Consider the following 19,277-nt stretch of genomic DNA (forward strand, 5'->3'; position numbering starts at 1 on the left):
GGGGCGGGACGCGCCGGCGGCGCGGCGCCCGCTCCTGCGGGCCGGCGCCGCGCCGCCGGTCGTGCTGCCGGTGGGTCAGAGGGCGTCGAGCCCACGCTCCCCCGTGCGCACGCGCACGACGTCCTCGACCGGGACGACCCAGACCTTGCCGTCGCCGATCCGTCCCGTGGAGGCCGCGCTGACGACCGCGCCCACCACGTCCCCCCCGTCGACGTCGTCGACGACGACCTCGACGCGGACCTTGGGCACGAGGTCGACGGTGTACTCCGCGCCCCGGTAGACCTCGGTGTGGCCACGCTGGCGGCCGTAGCCGCTGGCCTCGCTCACGGTCATGCCCTGGACACCGAACGCCTCGAGCGCGGCCTTCACGTCGTCGAGCTTGTGGGGCTTGATGACCGCGGTGATGAGCTTCACGCGGAGACCTCCTCGTCGGTGGTGGTGCGGCGGTGGCTGGGGGCGGAGCGGACGCCGCTGCCCGAGCCGAAGGTGCCGAAGTCGTAGCCCGACTCCGCGTGCTCGGCCTGGTCGATGCCCGCCTCCTCGTCGGCGTCGTCCACGCGGAACCTCATCACGGCCTTGAGGACGGAGCCGATGACGAAGGTGAGCACGAACGAGTAGACGAGCACCGAGAGCGCGCCGACCGTCTGGACGCCGAGCAGGGAGAAGCCGCCGCCGAAGAGGAGCCCGGCCGCCTCGGCCGGCGCGTCGGGGTCGGCGAGGACCCCGATGAGGATGGTGCCGACGAGGCCGCCGACGAGGTGCACGCCGACGACGTCCAGCGAGTCGTCGTAGCCGAGCTTGTACTTCAGCCCCACCGCCAGCGCGCAGAGGACGCCGGCGACGACGCCGATGAGCATGCCGCCGACCGGGGAGACCGACGAGCAGGACGGCGTGATCGCGACGAGCCCGGCCACGATCCCGGAGGCCGCGCCGAGGGAGGTCGGGTGCCCGTCCCGCAGGCGCTCGACGACGAGCCAGCCGAGGGCCGCGGCGCCGGTGGCGCACAGCGTGTTGACGAAGACGACGGCGGCGGTGTTGTTCGCGGCCAGCGCCGAGCCGGCGTTGAAGCCGAACCAGCCGAACCACAGCAGGCCGGCGCCGATCATCACGAGCGGGAGGTTGTGCGGCCGCATCGGCTCCCGGCCGAAGCCCCGCCGCTTGCCGAGCACGATCGCGAGGGCGAGGCCCGCCGCACCCGCGTTGATGTGGACCGCGGTCCCGCCGGCGAAGTCGATGGCGCCCAGGGTGTTGGCGATCCAGCCGCCGGTGACGCCGTCGGCGTCGAAGGCGAAGACCCAGTGCGCGACCGGGAAGTAGACGACGGTGACCCACACCGCGACGAAGACCATCCAGGCGGAGAACCGTGCGCGGTCGGCGATGGCGCCGGAGATCAGCGCCACCGTGATGATGGCGAAGACCATCTGGAAGGCGACGAAGGCCATCACGGGGTAGGCGGCCTCCGGGTCCTCGGTCATCAGCCCGGCCAGGCCGAAGAACTCGCCCGGGCTGCCGAGCAGCCCCGCGCCGACGTCGTCGCCGAAGGCGAACGAGTACCCGTAGAGCACCCACAGCACGCTCACGAGCGCCATCGCGCCGAAGCTCATCATCATCATGTTGAGGACGCTCTTCATGCGGACCATGCCGCCGTAGAAGAGCGCCAGGCCGGGGGTCATCAGCAGCACCAGCGCGGCGCTGGTGAGGATCCAGGCGGTGTCGCCGGTGTTCACTCGTCCTCCTGGCGGGAGAGGTCCGGGCGCGGTGGGCGGCCGGGCGGCACGCTGGTGGCGCCGCGGGGAGGAGGCTCCCGAGGCCGCGTTACGCCGCACCGCGCGCCGTGTTACGGGCACGTGTCGTGGCGCCGGTGCGGGTAAGACCTGCGTGAACGACGGGTCCGAGGACGGGCCCCTACGGTCGGGCCGTGGCCACGCACGTGCTCGAGCACCCGGGCGACCTGCTCCACGGGCGCTTCGACGAGACCCTCCCCCCGCGGCTGGAGGTCGCGAGCGGGGACGTCGTCGTCCTGCGGACCGTGGACGCCGGCTGGCACGCCGACGACCAGCCCGACGTGCACGGCGACGCGCCGCTCGTGCTGCGCCCCGGACGTGACCGGGGGCGGGACCCCGGGCACGCCCTCACCGGCCCGGTCGCCGTCGCGGGCGCGCAGCCGGGCGACGCGCTCGAGGTCCGGGTCCGCGACCTCGTCCCGGGCCGGTGGGGGTGGACCCGCGCCGGCGGCTGGTCGAGCTGGTGCAACGACGCCCTGGGGCTCGCGGACGCCGACCCCGAGCTGCTGCGGTGGGCCCTGGAGTGGTCCCCCGACGCGGGCACCGGCACGGCCACCGACCAGCACGGCGACGTCGTCGCCCTGCGCCCCTTCCTCGGGGTGGTCGGCACCTGCCCCGCCGGCACGGGGCCGCACTCGACGGTCCCGCCGCGGCGCACGGGCGGGAACCTGGACTGCCGCGAGCTCGTCGCCGGCTCGAGCCTGCTGCTGCCCGTCGAGGTCCCCGGGGCGCTGCTGTCGGTCGGCGACGGCCACGGCTGCCAGGGCGACGGCGAGGTCTCGGGGCTCGCGCTCGAGTGCCCGATGGAGCGGGTCGAGCTGGAGCTCGTGCTGCACCCGGGCGCCGCCCCGGCGATGCCCCGCGCGAGCACACCGGCGGGCGAGGTGCGCTTCGGCGTCGACCCCGACCTGCGGGCCGCGACGGCGCAGGCGCTGGAGGAGCTGCTCGACCTCCTCGTGGGGCGGCACGGCCTGACCCGCCCGCGGGCGCTGGCCCTGGCGTCCGTGGCCGCCGACCTGCGCGTGACGCAGGTGGTGAACGGCGTCCAGGGCGTCCACGCCCTGCTGCCGCCGGGACGGCTGCTCGCCGTCGGCGGCGTGCCCGTCGGCCGGCCCTGAGCCCCGGACGCGCCCTGCCCCCCGGACCCGCCCTGAGCAGTCGTCCGGTCCGGCGACCGCGGCCCGGCGCCACGGCCTCGCGCAGCGCTCAGCCGCGCTCGCGCAGGACCTCGCGGACCGAGGTGCGCCGGTCCGTGCGCAGCAGGGAGCGCTCGTAGAGCCGCGCACCCAGGCGGACGAGCAGCACCGCGGCGAGCAGGACCAGCGCGGCCGACACGACCGGCTCCCACCAGGCCACGTCGCCGGTGACCAGGCGGATCGGCATGGCGACGGTCGAGGCCACGGGCACGTAGGACGCGACGACGAGCAGGGAGCCGCCTCCGAAGAGCCCGAGGTAGAAGACGGCGAGCAGGACCGCGAGCAGGGGCGAGGTGGTCGACTGCAGGTCCTCGTTGCGCGTCGCCAGCGACCCCGCGACCGCCCAGACGCACGCGAGGGCGACGAAGCCGAGGACGAAGAAGAGGACGAACCACAGCACCGGCGCGCCGAGCAGGCCGAGCAGGTCGCCGCGGCCCGTGAGGGCGAGGCCGCCGAGGGCGATCCCGACGAGCAGGACGACCTGCACGAGCGCCAGCGCACCGTTGGCCGCGACCTTGCCGACGAGCAGCGAGCGCAGCGGCACCGCCGCCGCGAGGATCTCGACGACCCGGCTCTGCTTCTCCTCCACCACGCTCTGCGCGATGGCCATGCCGAACTGGATGGCGAGCAGGAAGAAGAGGAAGCCGAAGGCGAAGGGCAGGACGGTGGCCACCACCGGGTCGACGTCCGGCGGGGAGAGCAGCCGCTGGTCCAGCGTCGAGCCGCGCAGCAGGTCCTGCGTGGTCGTCCCGGCGGCCGCGGCGTTGCGCTCCAGGGCCTCGGCCTGCGCCGAGCGCGCCAGCACGTCGGCGAGGCCGGCGTCGACCTCGTCGGCGCCGACGAGCTCCAGGTCGTCGCCGTCGCCCGCCAGCAGCGCGCCGTCGACGTCGCCGGCGCGGACGAGCTGCTCGGCCTCCGCGGCGTCGTCGACCTGCTGCACCTCGAGGCGGTCGCCCGGGGGCAGGAGCCCGCGGGCGCCCTCGACGACCGCCGCGGCGCGGGCGTCCTGGCCGACGACCGCGACCTCGGAGGTGCTGGTCCGCCCGCCGAGCAACGCCGAGACGACGAGGCCCGCGACGACGAGGAGGACGAGCACGGCGAAGGACACGAGGAAGGGCTTGTCCCGCAGCTTGGTGCGGACCTCGCGCTCGGCGACGACGCGCCAGGCCGGCGTCCCGGTGGTGGCGGGGCTCATCGGACGACCTCCCGGAAGATCTCGGACAGGGGCGGGACGACCGGCGCGAACGACGTCACCGGTCCGCGGCGCAGCGCCTCGGCGAGGACCCGCTGCTCGGCCCCCGGCTCGACCGCGACGAAGAGCGCGCCCGCGCCGTCGACGTCGGCCACCTCCACCCCGGGCACGTCGCGCACCCAGCCGAGGTCGGCACCGTGCGACGGCGCGCCGGAGGGCGCGGCCACCTGCAGGCGCAGGCGCACCGTGCCGCCCGAGCGCAGCTCCTCGACGGTCCCGCCGGCCACGCGCCGGCCCTGCGCGAGGACGACGACGTCGTCGCAGAGACGCTCGACGAGGTCGAGCTGGTGGGAGGAGAACAGGACCGGCACCCCGCGGGCCACCTCGTCGCGCAGCAGCCCCGCCATGGCGTCGACCGCGAGGGGGTCGAGGCCGCTGAAGGGCTCGTCGAGCACCAGCGCCGTGGGCGAGTGCACCAGCGCGGCGGCGATCTGCGCCCGCTGCTGGTTGCCGAGCGAGAGGCTCTCGAGCTTGTCGTCCGCGTGGGGGACGAGGTCCAGGCGCTCGAGCAGGTCGGCGACGGCACGCTCGGCGGCGGGGCGGCTCATGCCGTGCAGCCGGCCGAAGTGGACGAGCTGCTCGGCGACGTGCTGCTTGGGGTAGAGACCCCGCTCCTCCGGCATGTACCCGAACGCCCGGCGGTCGGCCGCGCTCACGGGCCTGCCGTCCCACCGCACCTCCCCCGCGCTCGGCGCCAGGACACCCAGCAGGATCCGCATCGTCGTCGTCTTGCCCGCCCCGTTCGCCCCGACGAAGCCGGTCATGCGGCCGGGGAGGACGTCGAGGTCGACGCCGTCGAGGACCGTCCGGTCGCCGAACCGGCGGGTCAGGCCGCTGGCCGAGAGCACCGTCGTCACCTCCGCTCCTGCGGCACGGCCCCTCGCCGTCCGCCTCGGCGTGACGGTAGGCGGGCCGGACGGCCCGGCGCGTCCCTCCTGAGGACGAGGCGCGCGTCCGCCTCGTGACGGAGACGGCCCGCGGGGCCCGGCTGCCGGGCCTCAGGCGCCGGGTCCGTCGGCCGCGTCGTCCCCGGGGCGCACGAGGCCGCTCTCGTAGGCGAGGACGACCGCCTGCACGCGGTCGCGGACGCCGAGCTTGAGCAGCACGCGCGAGACGTGCGTCTTGACCGTGGCCTCGCCGAGCACGAGCTCCCGCGCGACCTCGGCGTTGGACAGGCCGCGGGCGACGAGGCGCAGGACCCCGCGCTCGCGCTCGGTCAGCCCGGCGAGGAGCTCGGGGCGGAAGGCGGCGCCCGACGGGGTCGAGAACCGCTCGACGACCCGGCGGGTCACCTCCGGCGAGAGCAGCGCGTGGCCGCGCGCCACCGCCCGCACGGCGGCCACGAGCTCGTCCGGGTCCGCGTTCTTCAGCAGGAAGCCGGAGGCGCCGGCGCGCAGCGCCGCGAAGAGGTGGTCGTCGCGGTCGAACGTCGTGAGGACGAGGACGCGGGCCGTGCCGGCGGCGACGACCTCCTCCGTGGCGGCGACGCCGTCGAGGACGGGCATCTGGACGTCCATGAGCACGACGTCGGGCCGCAGCCGCTCGGCGAGCTCGACGGCGGCGCGCCCGTCGGCCGCCTCCCCGACGACCTCCAGGTCCGGCTCCACCTCGAGGATCATCCGGAAGCCGCTGCGCACGAGGGCCTGGTCGTCGACGAGCAGGACGCGGCAGAGGGTCTGCTCGCCGCTCACGGGCGCGCTCACGGGCGCACCGCCGGGCTCACGGACGCACCGCGGGGCCCGCGAGCGGGTAGCGGGCCCGGACCCGGTAGCCGCCGCCCGGGCGGGACCCGACCTCCACGGCGCCGCCCACGAGCGCGGCCCGCTCCTGCATGCCGGTGTGCCCGAGGCCGGTCCCCGCCGTGCCTCGGCGCGCCGGCCCGTCGTCGAGGACCTCGACCTCGACCGACCCGTCCGGACGTGGCGCCCCCGCGCCGCCACCCGCCCCCGGGCCCCGGCCGTCGACGTCCGGCCAACGCACGACGACGCGCACCTCCCGCGCCGCCGAGTGCCGCTCGGCGTTGGCGAGCGCCTCCTGCACCAGCCGGTGCAGCGTCGTGCCGGTGGTGGCCGGCAGCGGCCGCGGGACGCCGACGACGGACAGGCGCACGGCCAGGCCCCGCGAGCGCACCCGCTCGAGCAGCGCGTCGAGGTCGTCGACGCCGGGCTGCGGGAGCTCCGGGGCGGACGGGCAGGCACCCAGCGCCGGCTCGGCGTCGTCCGGCGCCCGCAGCACGCCGAGCAGGGCCCGCATCTCCGCGACGGCCGAGCGGCTGGCCGCCTCGGCCTCCCGCAGCGCGGCGGAGGCCCGCGCGACGGCGTCCTGGGCCGGGGTCCCGCCCGGGCCATCGGCCGAGCGCTCGAGGACGCGGCGGGCCGCGGCCGCCTGGACGCCCGTGGTGCTCACGTGGTGGGCGACGACGTCGTGCAGCTCCCGGGCGATCCGCAGCCGCTCCCCGACGACGGCCTGCCGCGCCGAGCGCTCCTGCTCGGCCCTCAGCCGGTCCGCGACCCGGCGCAGGCGGTCGCGGTCGCGCGCCGCCCGCCACAGCGCCCGGCCGCCGAGCAGCGCACCGCTGAAGTAGAGGACGTTGACGAGCGCGGTCAGCGCGACGACGCCGGCGCCGGCCGGCGGAAGCCCGTCGGAGACGACGCCGAGCAGCCCGGCGACGTACCAGACGACCATCCCGACGAGCACGAGCGCCCAGGCGAGCGCCACCCGCCCCCGGTGCCGGCCCCAGGCGGTGCCGGACAGCAGGACGAGGAACAGGACGAGGTTGAGGGTGAAGCTGGCCGCCGACATCGGCGACCGGGAGCCCAGCACCACGAAGGCGCCCGTGCTGACGAGCATCGCCGTCACCGGCAGGACCCGGCGGGCGCACAGCGGGAGGGCGACGAGGAGCGTCCAGGCGACGTCCTCCGGGGGCAGCGGCCCCCCAGGACCGACGGCGGTGCCCCCGCCCTGCTCGGCCACCGCGCGCGTCAGCCCCAGGCCGAGCAGGCACACGGCCGCGGCGAGCAGCCCCGACCCGACGTCGAGCAGGAGCGCCCGGCGGCCCGGTCGCGGCCGCGACCAGTGCTCGTCGCCCTCCTCGGACGCCGGCCCCGCCGCGTCCGGCGGGTCCCCCGGGTGCCGGTGGCCCTCGTGGCCCGCACGTCCCTGCTCGTCCCCGTGGGCCCCGTGCTCCCGACGGCCGGGCCGGGTCCTGCCCCCCACGCCCCCCACTCCCCCCACGCCCCCTGGGCCCCTCAGCCCGTCAGCCCGTCAGCCCGTCAGCCCGCGACGGGCCTAGTCGAGGAGCGCGTCGACGAAGGCCCGCGGCTCGAACGGCGCGAGGTCGTCGGCGCCCTCGCCGAGACCGACGAGCTTGACCGGGACGCCGAGCTGGCGCTGGACCGACACGACGATGCCGCCCTTGGCGGTGCCGTCGAGCTTGGTGAGGACGATGCCCGTGACGGCCACCGCCTCGGCGAACACCTTGGCCTGCTGCAGGCCGTTCTGGCCGGTCGTGGCGTCGAGCACGAGGAGCACCTCGTCGATCCCGCCGCCCTCCGGCGACGCCGCCGCGAGCGCCTTCTCGGCGACCCGCTTGACCTTGCCGAGCTCGTCCATGAGCCCGACCTTGTTCTGCAGCCGCCCCGCGGTGTCGAGCAGCACGACGTCGACCTCGCCCTCCGCACCGGCCCTCACGGCGTCGAAGGCGACCGACGCCGGGTCGGCCCCGTCGGCGAAGGAGCGGACGGTCGGCACGCCGACGCGCTCGCCCCAGGTCTGGAGCTGGTCGGCGGCGGCGGCGCGGAAGGTGTCGGCCGCGCCGAGGACGACGTCCTTGTCCTCCGCGACGAGCACGCGGGCGAGCTTGCCGACCGTCGTCGTCTTGCCGGTGCCGTTGACCCCGACGACGAGGACGACGGCGGGGCGGCCGTCGTGCGGCGTCGTCGCGAGCGTCCGGTCGAGGTCCGGCCCGACGAGCTCGACGAGCTCCTCCGCGAGGAGCTCGCGGACGGAGTCGGCGTCGCGCGTCCCGAGCACGCGCACGCGCTCGCGCAGCCGGTCGACGAGCTCCTCGGTGGGCCCCGCCCCGAGGTCGGCGAGCAGGAGCGTCTCCTCGACCTCCTCCCACGTCGACTCGTCCACGCGCTCGCGCGACAGCAGCGCGAGCAGCCCCTGGCCGAGCGCGGTGTTGGAGCGGGACAGCCGCTCCCGCAGCCGCACGAGCCGTCCGGCGACGGGGGCCGGCCGCTCGGGCTGCGGCTCGGCCTGCGCGGGCGGCGCCGGCGTCTCGGAGGCGTCGACGTCGCCGAGGGCGGGCAGCTCCTCCACGGTGCGCGTCGCGCTGTCGCGCGGCGCCCGGTCGTCGTCGCCGACGCCGGGGGCGTAGTCCACCCCGGGTCGCGGGCGCCCCTCGGGCAGCTCCTCGACGTCGCGGCCGCGCGCACGCCGGACGAGGGCGGCGGCGCCGCCGCCGATGACGAGCACCGCGAGGACCGCGATGCCGATGACCAGCTCGATGGACTCCAGCACGGCGACGATCCTCGCAGAGGTGCGGGGGACGGTCGTCGCGGTGCCCGGGGCCGGGCGGGGCAGGGCGGGACGGGCGCCGGGGCGGCGCGGACCCGTCAGCCGGCGAGACGGTCCCGGAAGGAGTCCGGCAGCCGGTCCCGCTCGTCGACGCCGCCGCGGGCCGGGACGGCGCCGCCCGCCCGGTCCCGCCGCCCGGTCCGGACGGCTCCACGGCCGTCCTCGCCCTCCGCCGCCCGACGCCCCCGGACGGCGTCCGGCCCGGCGTTCGGCTGGGCGGGACGCCCGCCGAGCCGGTCCGCGAGGCCCTGCGTGCGGGAGGCCACGGCGGCGAGCCCACGGGCGAGCAGCGGTGCGAGGCGTCGACCGGCGTCCGCCAACGCCCGACGGGCACGGGCGAGCAGGTGCTCGACCCGCGTCATGCCGGTCGCCAGCAGCCGGCCGAGGCGGTCGGCACCGCCGCGCCGCGCCTCGAGCTGGGACCAGGAGGCCGCCACGACCACGACGAGCGCCAGCAGGACGACGGCGGCCATGAAGGCGAGGACGACGGCGAGTCCCCCGAGAGTCATGGACGCAGAGTGACCCATGGACGACGCGGCGTCACCACGCCACGCCCGGTCGAGAGCGGATCGAGACCTGCCCGAGCCCGTCGTGGACCGGCCCGTCACGGCACCACGCCGCCCGTGTCCCCCGAGCGGGCGCCCCGGCGTCACCGGACGGGCCCACGGCTCCGCGCGCCGGCGTGCGCGTCAGGCGGGCGCGACCTCCCGCAGCCGCTGGCTGACGACGGTCGTGACGCCGTCACCGCGCATCGTCACGCCGTAGAGCGCGTCGGCGACCTCCATCGTCCGCTTCTGGTGCGTGATGACGACGAGCTGGCTGGAGGCGCGCAGCTCCTCGAGCACCTCCAGGAGCCGCCCCAGGTTCGTGTCGTCGAGGGCGGCCTCGACCTCGTCGAGCACGTAGAACGGGCTCGGTCGGGCGGTGAAGATGGCGACGAGGAAGGCGACGGCCGCGAGCGACCGCTCACCGCCGGACAGCAGGGACAGCCGCTTGACCCGCTTGCCGGCGGGCCGGGCCTCGACCTCGATGCCCGTCGTCAGCATGTCGCCCGGGTCGGTCAGGACGAGCCTGCCCTCCCCGCCCGGGAAGAGGCGGGCGAAGACGCGCTCGAAGGCGGCGGCCACGTCCGTGTAGGCCTCGGCGAAGACCCGCTGCACGCGCACGTCGACCTCCTCGACGATGGCGAGCAGGTCGCGGCGCGAGCGCGTCAGGTCCTCCAGCTGCTCGACGAGGAACGCGTGGCGCTCCTCGAGCGCCGCGAACTCCTCGAGCGCGAGCGGGTTGACCCGGCCGAGCTGCGCGAGCGCCCGCTCGGCGCGCCGCAGCCGCTTCTCCTGCTCGGCGCGCACGTACGGCGTGGTCCGGCGCTCCTCCCGGCCGCCGTCGCCGTCCTCCGGCGCGCCCCCGGGGGGCACCGGCGCCGGGGCGCCGGCGGCCGCGCCGACCTCGTCGCCCTCCCGGTCCCCGTCGTCGCCGGCCGTCGCGGCGGACGGCTCGTCGAGCACGGGCACCGGCCGGTGCGGCCCCATCTCCTCGACCAGGACGTCCGGGTCGGTGCCGAGCTCGTCGACCGCCCTGCCCTCCAGCTGCTCCAGCCGCAGGCGCTGCTGGGCGCGGGCCACCTCGTCGCGGTGGACGGCGTCGGTCAGGCCGGTGAGCTCGGCGGCCAGGGCGTCGACGCGCCGGCGGGACGCCGCCCCCTGCTCCGCGCGCTCGTCCCGCGCCGCACGGGCCGCGGCGCGCTCGTCCTCGGCGCGCGCCAGCACGAGCGCGCACCGCTCGAGCGCCGACCGCGCCGCCCGACCGACGTCGGCCGCGGTGGCCGCGTCCCGCCGGCGGGCCTGCGCGCGCCGGTCGGCCCGCTCCCGCGCCTCCTCCTCGCGGCGGCGCGCCCGCTCGGCGCCCTCCAGCCGCCCGGCGAGCGCGCGGGCGCGCTCCTCCCCCGTCCGCAGCGCGAGGCGCGCCTCGGTCTCGGCGGCGCGGGCGGTCCGCGCGGCCGCGGCGAGGTCGTCGCGGCGCGCCTGCTCGTCCGCGGCCTCCTCCTCGTCCGTCTCCGCCGGGGCGTCCTGCGCCGCCTCGAGGCGGGCCACGAGGTCCGCGAGGGCGGCCTCGTCCTGGGCGAGCCCGCCGCGGGCCTCGGCCAGCGAGCGGGCGAGCCGCTCCTCCTCGGCCGAGGCCGAGCGGCCGGCGGCCCCGAGGTCGCCGAGGCGCTGCGCGACGGCGGACAGCCGCGCGTCGGAGTCGTGCAGCCGCTCCAGGGCCGCCTCGACGTCGTGCTGCGCCTGCTCGCGCGCGGACCCCGCGGCGGCGACGGCGAAGCGGGCCCGCTCGCCGCGCCCCACCGCGTGCGCCACGGCCGCCCGCGCCTCGTCCGCGGCCGCCTGGACCCGGAGCAGGCTCGCCTCGCCGGCGGAGCCGCCGCGCGCGGTCCCGGCGTCGAGCAGGTCTCCGTCCCGCGTGACGACGACGAGCTCGCCCCCGCCCGGCCCGCCCTCCTCGCGCACGGCGCGCTCGAGCAGGGCGCGCGCCTGCGCCAGTCCCTCGACGACGACGGCGCCGGCGAGGAGGCGGGCCAGCGCCGGGGCGACGACCGCGGGGGCGACCACGAGGTCGCGCACCCGGCGCGGCGGCTCCTCGCCGGCGACCGGCCGCAGCGCCGCGAGGACGGCCTCCTCGGCGCCGGCACCCGGGCCGCCGGCGCTGTCGGGGCCCGCGGCGACGAGGAGGGAGGCCGACCCCGCGTCGTCCTCGCGCAGGAGCCGCAGCGCGTCGACGGCGACGGCGAGGCTCTCCACCGCGACGCCGTCGGCGGCGCCCCGCAGCGCGGCGGCGACGGCCTCCTCGTAACCGGGCTCGACGTCGAGGAGCTCCGTCACCGGTCCGAGCACGCCCGGCAGCCGCCCGCCCGCCGCGAGGAGCGCCCCGGCGCCGTCCCGGCGGTCCAGCCCCAGCTCCAGCGCCTCCAGCCGGGCCTGGGCGCTGCCGCGGTCACGCTCGGCGGCCCGCTCGTCCTCCCGCGCGCGCTCGGCGTCCTCCTGCGCGGCGGCCAGCGCCGACGCCGCCCGCTCGTGGGCGTCGTCGAGGCCCTCCTCCCCCTCCTCGACGTCCGCCACCTGGGACTCCAGCAGGGCGTGCTCGCGCTCGGCGTCCCGGCGGCGGGAGCGCGCGTCCCCGACGGCGCCCTCGAGGCGACCCACCTCCGCCTGCCCGGCCTCGAGCCGGCTGCGCCGCGCGGCGACGGAGCCGGACAGGCGTGCCAGCCCCTCGCGGCGGTCGGCCGCGGCGCGGGCGAGCGCGGCGACGCGCCGCTCCTGCTCCGTCAGCCGCTGCTCGGCGCAGGCCCGCACCTCCTCCGCACCCGCGAGGGCGGTCCGCGCCGCGCCCACCTCCTCCTGCAGGCGCGCGGCCTCGGCCCGCAGCCGCTCGGCCTGCGCGGCGAGCTCGGCCGGGTCCGGGCCCGAGGGCGGCGCCTCCGGCGCGCCGAGCAGCCGGCTGCGCTCGGCGGCCAGCTCCGCGGTGCCGCGCAGGCGCTCGCGCACCCGGGCCAGCCGGTGCGGCGCCTCCTCGGCCGCCGCCAGCCCGGCGGCCGCGCCGCGCCCGGCCTCCTCCGTGGCGGCGACCTCGGCGCGGGCGGCGGCGAGGCCCTCCTCCACCTCGGCCCGGCGGGCGCGCGCGGCCGAGTCGTCGGCGGCGCCGCTCTCGAGCAGCGACCGCAGCTGCGCGAGGTCGTCGGCGAGCAGCCGGGACCGTGCGTCACGCACCTCCGCCTGGACGACCTGGGCGCGCCGGGCGACCTTCGCCTGGCGTCCCAGCGGGCCGAGCTGGCGGCGGACCTCGCCCGTGAGGTCCTGCAGGCGGGCGAGGTTGGCCGCCATGGCGTCGAGGCGTCGCAGCGCGCGCTCCTTGCGGCGGCGGTGCTTGAGGACGCCCGCCGCCTCCTCGACGAAGCCGCGGCGGTCCTCCGGCGTCGCGCGCAGCACCTGGTCGAGCTGGCCCTGGCCGACGATGACATGCATCTCGCGACCGATGCCGCTGTCGGACAGCAGCTCCTGGACGTCGAGGAGCCGGGCGGGGGTGCCGTTGACGGCGTACTCGCTGCCGCCGCTGCGGAACATCGTCCGCGAGACGGTGACCTCGGTGTAGTCCACGGGCAGCGCGCCGTCGGTGTTGTCGATCGTCAGGGAGACCTCGGCGCGACCCAGCGGCGGGCGGCCGGGCGCCCCGTCGCGCCCGGCGCTGCCCGCGAAGATGACGTCCTGCATGGAGCCGCCGCGCAGCGTCTTGGCCCCCTGCTCGCCCATGACCCAGGCGAGGGCGTCCACGACGTTGGACTTCCCGGAGCCGTTGGGACCCACGACGCACGTGATGCCGGGCTCCAGGCGCAGCGTCGTCGTGGACGCGAAGGACTTGAAGCCCTTCATGACGAGGGTCTTGAGGTGCACGTCCGCCCTTCCCGCTGCCGCGTCCGCCCCGGGCCCCGCGCCGACCCGGCCCGGCCTGGCGCCGACCGTCCCCGTGCCCGGCCGGCGCGTCGGCGGCCGGGCGGTGCGCGAGCCTAGCCGCGCCCGCCGACGGGTCCGCCGCCGCTCGTGACGGCCCCCACGCCCGTGACCGCGCGACCGTCCGGGCACGGTCGCGGGCCGGTGCCGTCCGCCCGACCGGGCGACCCCGCGGGCCCGGGCTGGGCAGCGGCGGCGCGGGCGCGCAAGATCGACCCCGTGGGGACGGGTCCGTGAGCCGCGACGCCCTGGGCGACGCGCGCCTGCACGCGGGGCCCCCGCCCCCGCAGCCCGTGCAGGTCGACGTCCTGGACGACGAGCCCGGCTCCCCTCCGCCCGGTCCCCCTCCCCCCGGTCCCCCTCGCCCCGGGGGACCACGCCCGACGGGACGCCCGCGGGCCCGGACGCTCGTCGTCGTCGCCGTGGTGGCGCTCGCGGTCGGCGGCCTCGTCGGCCACCGTGCGGGCTCCGCGACGGCACCGTCCGCCGACGCGGAGGCGCAGGTGCCGCGCCCCAGCGGCTACGCCGTCTCGCTGCCGGACGCGGACGACCCGCAGGCGGCCCGCGTCGTCGTCAGCTGGACGGGGGCCCGGGAGCTGGCGCCGGACCGCGCCCTCGTCGTCGCCGTCGTCGTCGACGACCTGACCCGGGTGGGGGGCGTCCGTCTCGGGGACCCGGGGGGCGGCCCCGACGGCTCCGCGGACGACGCGCGCCCGGCCGGGGACGAGGTGGCCGCGGCGGTGCTGCGGGAGGCCGGGGAGGACCCCGCCGCAGCGACCGGCGCCGTCGTCACCGCCGTGACCGGTCGGACCGACGGCGTCCTCGTCGTCGACCTGCGCGACGACGGCCCGGACCTCGGGATCGTGACGGCGCCGCGCGTCCACCTCGCCGTCGTCGAGGGCCGCGAGGTCCTCGCCCTCGTCGCCCTGCCCGTGGCGAGCCGCCGGGTCCCCACGTGAGCCGCGACGCGCTGGGCGCCGCCCCGGCCGGCGGCGAGCCCGACGACGCGCCCCCCGGGCCCCGGGGCGGGGACGACCTGGACGGCGGCGACCCCGGCCCGGGGCCGCCGCCGCGGCGGGCGGCAGACGGCCTCCCGCCGCGCCGTCGTCGCGTCCTGGCGGGGGTCGGCGCCGCCGCCCTGCTCGCCGCCGCGTTCGCCGCCGGCGAGCGTGTGGGCGAGCGCGCGGTGGACGCGCACGCCCCCGGCGACGACGCCGTCGGCCGCGGCTCGGCGGGGGCGCCGAGCGGGGCCTCCGAGGGGTCCGGAGGCGGGAACGGGTCCCCGGCCGCCTACGCCCAGCTCTTCCCCGACGAGGAGGACCGGCGCGCGGCCACGGTCGTCGTCAGCTGGGGCGGGGTGCTCGGCGTCGGCGAGGGCACGCGGGTCGTCGTCGCCGTCGTGGCCGACGAGGACACGGGCGTCGTGACGGCGCGGCTGGCCGACCGTGGTTCCCAGGGCGGCGGCAGCGAGCTGGTGCGCGGCGACCTGGCGCGGGAGGTGCTGCTGAGGGCGGGCGAGGTCGACGCCGCCGGCCGCGACGTCGCCGTCGTCTCCGTGCGCGGCCGCGGGAGCGGGACGATCGCCGTGGAGGTCGCCGACTCCGGCTACCAGCTCACCGTCGCCACGTCGCCCCGCGTCCACCTCGCCGTCGTCGAGGGGGACGAGGTCCGCCTGCTGCTCGCCGTCCCCGTCTCGGGACCACGTCCCCGCGCCTGACGGGGCCCGCTCCCAAGCCTCGACCCAGGCCTTCGACTCGGACCTCGACCCGGGCCTCGACCCGGGCGTCGACCCGGGCGTCGACCCGGGCCTTCGACTCGGGCTTCAGGTCACGCCTCGACGAAGCCCTCGAGCCCGGCGCGCGGGTCGAGCCAGGACGCGCCGACCCCGGTCACCACGCCGGGCCGCCGCCGGGCGGCCTCGTCGCCGTCGGGCGCCTCCAGCACCGCGAGGAGCTGCTCGCACGCGGCGCGCGAGCCCTGCGCGGTGACCTCGACGCGCCCGTCGGGCAGGTTCCGGGCGGCACCCGCGAGACCCAGCTCCAGCGCCCGCGCACGGGTCCACCAGCGGAAGCCGACGCCCTGGACGTCGCCACGGACGTGGGCGACGAGCCGGACGTCCGGGTCCGCCGGCCCGACCCCGCTCACCACCGGGCGTTCCGGGGCACGGGCTGGCAGCGGGGGCAGCGGTAGGAGCTGCGGTTCATGAAGGCCTCCCTCGTGACGGCGGCGCCGCACCGCGGGCACGGCTCGCCCTCCTGGCCGTAGACGGCGAGCGAGCGGTCGAAGTAGCCGCTCGCCCCGTTGACGTTGACGTAGAGGGCGTCGAAGCTCGTGCCGCCCTGCACCAGCGCCGCGCGCATGACGTCCGCGACGTCGTCGACGAGCCGGCGCACGGCCGGACGGGTCATCGTGTCGGTCGGACGGGCGAAGTGCAGGCGGGAGCGCCACAGCGCCTCGTCGGCGTAGATGTTGCCGACGCCGGACAGCAACGTCTGGTCGAGGAGCGCCCGCTTGACCCCGGTGCGGCGGCGCCGGAAGCGCTCCACGAGGGCCCCGGCGTCCAGGTGCGGGTCCAGGGGGTCGCGGGCGACGTGGGCGACCTCGGGCGGCAGGAGCGGGTCGGACTCCCCCGCCGCGCAGGTGCCGGCGGGCAGCCCGTCCGGCGTGGGGACGAGCCCCACGACGACGAGACCGCCGAACATCCTCTGGTCGACGAAGCGCAGCTGCCGGCCGTCGGACAGGTCCAGCCGCACCCGCAGGTGCCGCTCGGGCTCGGCGTCCGGGGGCTCCACGAGCATCTGGCCGCTCATGCCCAGGTGCGCCGACAGGGCGTCGCCGCTGTCCAGCTGGAGCCACAGGTACTTGCCGCGGCGGACGGCGGCGTCCACGCGGGTCCCGGCGAGCCGGCCGGCGAAGTCGAGCGGCCCGGCGACGTGGCGTCGGACCGGGCGAGGGTGCAGGACGGCGACGTCGGTGACGGTGCGCCCGACGACGTGGGCGTCGAGGCCGCGGCGGACCACCTCGACCTCGGGGAGCTCGGGCACCTGCGCCGTCCGCTCAGCCCGCGGTGGCGCCGGCGGCCCGGGCGAGGGCGTCCTCGCCGGTCCCGCCGAGCGCCCGCCAGGCCGCCTCCGCGGCGTGCTGCTCGGCCTCCTTCTTGCTCCGGCCGGTGCCCTCGCCGCGCTCGGCGTCGGCGAGCAGGACGACCGCCGTGAAGGTCCGGGCGTGGTCGGGGCCCTCGCCGGTGACCCGGTAGACGGGGGCGCCGAGGCCGCGGCTGGAGCCGAGCTCCTGCAGGCTCGTCTTCCAGTCCAGCCCCGCGCCGAGCGCGGCCGAGGAGGCGAGCAGCGGGTCGACCAGGCGGTGCACGAGGGCACGGGCGTCGTCGAGGCCGCAGGACAGGTAGACGGCGCCGATGACGGCCTCGACGGTGTCGGCGAGGATCGAGGTCTTCTCGCGCCCGCCCGTCGCCTCCTCGCCGCGACCGAGGAGGACGTGCCCGCCGAGGCCGAGGTCGCGGCCCACGCCGGACAGCGCCCGGGAGCTGACGACGGAGGCGCGCAGCTTCGCGAGCTGCCCCTCGGGCAGGTCGGGGTGGCGCCGGTAGAGGGCGTCCGTCACGACGAGGCCGAGGACCGCGTCGCCGAGGAACTCCAGCCGCTCGTTCGTCGGCGCGCCGTCGTGCTCGTAGGCCCACGACCGGTGCACGAGGGAACGCAGCAGCAGGCCCGGCTCGACGTCGCGCCCGAGCCGGGCCTGGAGCTGCGCCGCGCCGGGGACGAGCTCGCCCAGGAGGGCGGCGTCGCCGCCGTCGGCGGTGGCGGTGCTCAGAGGTCCTTGACCTTGCGGCCCTTGTACTCGAGGTACAGGGGCGTCCCCTGGGAGTCGGTGACGACGCGGGCGTGGTGGCCGCGCGCGTAGCTCGTGCGCCCGTTCTCGACGGTGGCGACGAGCGGGGTGGCCTCCGCCTTCCACTGCGAGCGGCGGTGGCGGGTGTTGCTGCGGGACATCTTCCGCTTCGGGACGGCCATCGTTCAGTCCTCCTGGCTGTAGGTGCGGCCCCGGTCGGAGGCCAGGCCCTGGAGCGCCGCCCACCGCGGGTCGACGCTGTCGTGGTGGTGCCCCGGCTCCGCGTCCGCGAGGCGGACCCCGCAGTCGGCGCACAGTCCCGGGCAGTCCGGCGAGCACACCGGCTGGAACGGCAGCGCGAGCACCACCGCGTCCCGGAGCACGGGCTCGACGTCGAGGTGGTCGCCGTCGAGCTCGTGCAGGTCGTCCTGGGTGCCGTCGGGGTCGTCCTCCGGCGCCCGGCCCGGGTAGGTGTACAGCTCCTGGAGGTCCACCACGAGCTCCCGCTCGAGCGGGTCCAGGCACCGCACGCACTCCCCGGTGGAGGTCGCCCGCGCCGTCCCCGACACGAGCACCCCCTCCATCACCGCCTCGAGCCGCAGGTCGAGCTCGACCGGGCTGCCCTCGGCGACGCCCACCACCGCGGTGCCGAGGTCGGCCGGCGCCTCCACGCCCCGCCGCACGACGCGCATCGAGCCGGGACGACGGCTGAGCTCCCGGGTGTCGAGCACGAGCGGCGAGCGGTGGTCCAGCGTGGTCACGGCGTCCTCCTCCCCCGGTGCCGGGGCGGTGCTGCGGGTCCCGGGGCGCGGCCGTGGGTCGGCGCGCCGGGGCGGTGCGGGGGCTTGGTGGTCGTCGGACCCCCGCGGCAGCGGGCGGACCGACCGGCAAGGCTACCGCAGGGACGAGGGCGGGCCGCCCGCCCGGGAGCGGCGCGAGCGGCGCTGCTGGTGGCGCCGCACCGAGCGGCCGGCGAGCAGCACGAACGCCGTCAGGGCGGCCCAGACCCCGAGGCCCGCGGCCACGGCGGCCACGGGTGGCCCGGGGGCGTCGCCCGCGTCGGCGCCCTCCACCGGGGCCCGGACGTCGTCGGGGCGGGCGGCGTCGACCTGCGCCGCCGGTACCGCCTCGACGACCCCGCCGGGCCCGTCGACGACGAGCACGGAGCAGACCGAGGCACGGTCTCCCAGGAGCCCGACGAGGTAGCGCCGGTCCTCCTCGAGGTCGACGTCCCCGCTGCCCTCCACCCCGGCGGACGTCTCTCCCGTGGTGATCCACGTCCGCGGCGACCGGTCCCCGCCCGACCACACCTCCTCGACGTCGAGGAGGACGCGGTGGTCCTCCACCTCACGCACGGTGGCGAGGACCACGCCGTCCTCCTGGGCGAGCAGCTCCCCGGGCGTCGTCGGCCCCGCGCAGGAGGCGGCCGCTGACGTCGCCTCGACGCCCGGCAGGACGGCCCCGAGGACGGCGGCGCTCACGGCGAGGACGGGCGGGCGGCTCGTCGTCCTCGGACGCCGCCGTGCCCCGGCCGGTTCCGCGCCGGCGCGTCCTCCGCCCTCACGTCGCCCCCGCGACCGCCTCATCTCGTCCCCGCGACGGCCTCACGGAGTGCCCCCGCGACGACGGGCGGCACGAGGTCGTCGACGTCGCCGCCGAGCCGGGCCACCTCCCGCACGAGGGAGGAGGCGACGTGCTGCCAGCGCGGGTCGCCCGGCAGCAGCAGCGTCTCCAGGCCGGAGAGGTGGCGGTTCATGAGGGCCATGGGCGTCTCGGCCTCGACGTCGGCGCCCCCGCGGACGCCCTTGACGACGCAGACGGCGCCGACGCGCCGGCACGCGTCGACGAGGAGGCCCCCCGGCACGAGCTCCACGCGGACCCGGCCCGCGAGCTCGCCGAGCGCCTCGGGCAGCGTCTCCTCGAGCAGGGCGACGCGCCGCTGCGGCGCCAGCAGCGCCTGCTTGCCCGGGTTGGGCACGACGAGGACGACGACCTCGTCGAAGAGCGCCGCCGCGCGGGCGACGACGTCCAGGTGCCCGTGCGTCACGGGGTCGAAGGAGCCGGGGCACGCCGCCGTCGTCATGCCCCGAGTCTGCCCGCACCGCGCGCGGCC

General features: G+C 78.2%; 19 protein-coding genes. 3 read left to right on the top strand and 16 right to left on the bottom strand.

Annotated elements, in window-relative coordinates; all coding sequences use genetic code 11:
* Window positions 1–75: 75 nt before the first annotated feature.
* Both WDZ17_RS08655 and WDZ17_RS08660 read right to left on the bottom strand, forming a co-directional pair.
* The gene (locus WDZ17_RS08655) at window positions 76–414 is read right to left on the bottom strand and encodes a P-II family nitrogen regulator (RefSeq protein ID WP_339574747.1); all 339 of its coding nucleotides are present in this window, start codon (window positions 412–414) and stop codon (window positions 76–78) included.
* Entirely contained in the window at window positions 411–1,727 is a 1,317-nt protein-coding gene (locus WDZ17_RS08660; RefSeq protein ID WP_339574748.1) for an ammonium transporter, read from the bottom strand. Before WDZ17_RS08660 ends, WDZ17_RS08655 begins: the two co-directional genes overlap by 4 nt.
* Window positions 1,728–1,918: 191 nt before the next feature.
* Here WDZ17_RS08660 and WDZ17_RS08665 point away from each other — a divergent pair, with 191 nt between their 5' ends.
* Complete coding sequence (locus tag WDZ17_RS08665; protein WP_339574749.1) at window positions 1,919–2,902, top strand: acetamidase/formamidase family protein; 984 nt, start codon at window positions 1,919–1,921, stop codon at window positions 2,900–2,902.
* Between the two features lie 88 nt (window positions 2,903–2,990).
* On the opposite strand, the gene WDZ17_RS08670 is transcribed toward WDZ17_RS08665, so the two are convergent.
* The 7 genes from WDZ17_RS08670 to smc form a co-directional block, all read right to left on the bottom strand.
* Complete coding sequence (locus tag WDZ17_RS08670) at window positions 2,991–4,175, bottom strand: ABC transporter permease (protein ID WP_339574750.1); 1,185 nt, start codon at window positions 4,173–4,175, stop codon at window positions 2,991–2,993.
* A complete protein-coding gene (locus WDZ17_RS08675; RefSeq protein ID WP_422631909.1) occupies window positions 4,172–5,080 on the bottom strand; it encodes an ABC transporter ATP-binding protein in 909 nt (302 codons plus the stop codon). The genes WDZ17_RS08670 and WDZ17_RS08675 overlap by 4 nt, the downstream gene beginning before the upstream one ends.
* Before the next feature lie 150 nt (window positions 5,081–5,230).
* Window positions 5,231–5,935 (bottom strand): response regulator, encoded by a 705-nt coding sequence (locus WDZ17_RS08680; RefSeq protein ID WP_339574752.1) that lies wholly within the window; start codon window positions 5,933–5,935, stop codon window positions 5,231–5,233.
* Between the two features lie 16 nt (window positions 5,936–5,951).
* Complete coding sequence (locus tag WDZ17_RS08685; protein ID WP_339574753.1) at window positions 5,952–7,448, bottom strand: sensor histidine kinase; 1,497 nt, start codon at window positions 7,446–7,448, stop codon at window positions 5,952–5,954.
* Window positions 7,449–7,520: 72 nt separating this feature from the next.
* Window positions 7,521–8,744: a signal recognition particle-docking protein FtsY gene (ftsY, locus tag WDZ17_RS08690; RefSeq protein WP_422631910.1), complete on the bottom strand. Its 1,224-nt coding sequence runs from the start codon at window positions 8,742–8,744 to the stop codon at window positions 7,521–7,523.
* A 107-nt stretch (window positions 8,745–8,851) separates the two neighbouring features.
* Window positions 8,852–9,322 (bottom strand): hypothetical protein, encoded by a 471-nt coding sequence (locus WDZ17_RS08695; RefSeq protein WP_339574755.1) that lies wholly within the window; start codon window positions 9,320–9,322, stop codon window positions 8,852–8,854.
* A 180-nt stretch (window positions 9,323–9,502) separates the two neighbouring features.
* Window positions 9,503–13,258 (bottom strand): chromosome segregation protein SMC, encoded by a 3,756-nt coding sequence (gene smc, locus WDZ17_RS08700; protein ID WP_339574756.1) that lies wholly within the window; start codon window positions 13,256–13,258, stop codon window positions 9,503–9,505.
* A 290-nt stretch (window positions 13,259–13,548) separates the two neighbouring features.
* Here smc and WDZ17_RS08705 point away from each other — a divergent pair, with 290 nt between their 5' ends.
* Both WDZ17_RS08705 and WDZ17_RS08710 read left to right on the top strand, forming a co-directional pair.
* Window positions 13,549–14,274 (top strand): hypothetical protein, encoded by a 726-nt coding sequence (locus WDZ17_RS08705; RefSeq protein ID WP_339574757.1) that lies wholly within the window; start codon window positions 13,549–13,551, stop codon window positions 14,272–14,274.
* A complete protein-coding gene (locus tag WDZ17_RS08710) occupies window positions 14,271–15,032 on the top strand; it encodes a hypothetical protein (RefSeq protein WP_339574758.1) in 762 nt (253 codons plus the stop codon). The genes WDZ17_RS08705 and WDZ17_RS08710 overlap by 4 nt, the downstream gene beginning before the upstream one ends.
* A 110-nt stretch (window positions 15,033–15,142) precedes the next feature.
* Here WDZ17_RS08710 and WDZ17_RS08715 read toward each other — a convergent pair whose 3' ends face one another.
* The 7 genes from WDZ17_RS08715 to coaD all read right to left on the bottom strand — a co-directional run bounded on the left by WDZ17_RS08715 (window position 15,143) and on the right by coaD (window position 19,247).
* Complete coding sequence (locus tag WDZ17_RS08715; RefSeq protein ID WP_339574759.1) at window positions 15,143–15,460, bottom strand: acylphosphatase; 318 nt, start codon at window positions 15,458–15,460, stop codon at window positions 15,143–15,145.
* On the bottom strand, window positions 15,457–16,359 hold the full coding sequence (gene mutM, locus WDZ17_RS08720) for a bifunctional DNA-formamidopyrimidine glycosylase/DNA-(apurinic or apyrimidinic site) lyase (protein WP_339574760.1): 903 nt from the start codon (window positions 16,357–16,359) through the stop codon (window positions 15,457–15,459). Before mutM ends, WDZ17_RS08715 begins: the two co-directional genes overlap by 4 nt.
* Window positions 16,360–16,372: 13 nt before the next feature.
* Entirely contained in the window at window positions 16,373–17,146 is a 774-nt protein-coding gene (gene rnc / locus WDZ17_RS08725) for a ribonuclease III (RefSeq protein WP_339574792.1), read from the bottom strand.
* Entirely contained in the window at window positions 17,143–17,346 is a 204-nt protein-coding gene (gene rpmF / locus WDZ17_RS08730) for a 50S ribosomal protein L32 (protein ID WP_339574761.1), read from the bottom strand. Before rpmF ends, rnc begins: the two co-directional genes overlap by 4 nt.
* 3 nt (window positions 17,347–17,349) lie before the next feature.
* The gene (locus tag WDZ17_RS08735; protein WP_422631911.1) at window positions 17,350–17,856 is read right to left on the bottom strand and encodes a YceD family protein; all 507 of its coding nucleotides are present in this window, start codon (window positions 17,854–17,856) and stop codon (window positions 17,350–17,352) included.
* A 201-nt stretch (window positions 17,857–18,057) separates the two neighbouring features.
* On the bottom strand, window positions 18,058–18,645 hold the full coding sequence (locus WDZ17_RS08740; RefSeq protein ID WP_339574763.1) for a hypothetical protein: 588 nt from the start codon (window positions 18,643–18,645) through the stop codon (window positions 18,058–18,060).
* 101 nt (window positions 18,646–18,746) lie between these two features.
* Window positions 18,747–19,247, bottom strand: a complete 501-nt coding sequence (gene coaD, locus WDZ17_RS08745) for a pantetheine-phosphate adenylyltransferase (RefSeq protein WP_339574764.1) — start codon at window positions 19,245–19,247, stop codon at window positions 18,747–18,749.
* Window positions 19,248–19,277 lie beyond the last annotated feature (30 nt).

Origin of the sequence: Pseudokineococcus basanitobsidens (assembly GCF_037482545.1) — a bacterium.
GTDB lineage: Bacteria > Actinomycetota > Actinomycetes > Actinomycetales > Quadrisphaeraceae > Pseudokineococcus > Pseudokineococcus basanitobsidens.

What these genes read in the sequence shown, in the direction of transcription:
- WDZ17_RS08670 (WP_339574750.1), bottom strand. Translation starts at nt 4,175, where the DNA reads ATGAGCCCCGCCACCACCGGGACGCCGGCCTGGCGCGTCGTCGCCGAG.
- WDZ17_RS08695 (WP_339574755.1), bottom strand. Translation starts at nt 9,322, where the DNA reads ATGACTCTCGGGGGACTCGCCGTCGTCCTCGCCTTCATGGCCGCCGTC.
- rpmF (WP_339574761.1), bottom strand. Translation starts at nt 17,346, where the DNA reads ATGGCCGTCCCGAAGCGGAAGATGTCCCGCAGCAACACCCGCCACCGC.
- WDZ17_RS08735 (WP_422631911.1), bottom strand. Translation starts at nt 17,856, where the DNA reads ATGCGCGTCGTGCGGCGGGGCGTGGAGGCGCCGGCCGACCTCGGCACC.
- coaD (WP_339574764.1), bottom strand. Translation starts at nt 19,247, where the DNA reads ATGACGACGGCGGCGTGCCCCGGCTCCTTCGACCCCGTGACGCACGGG.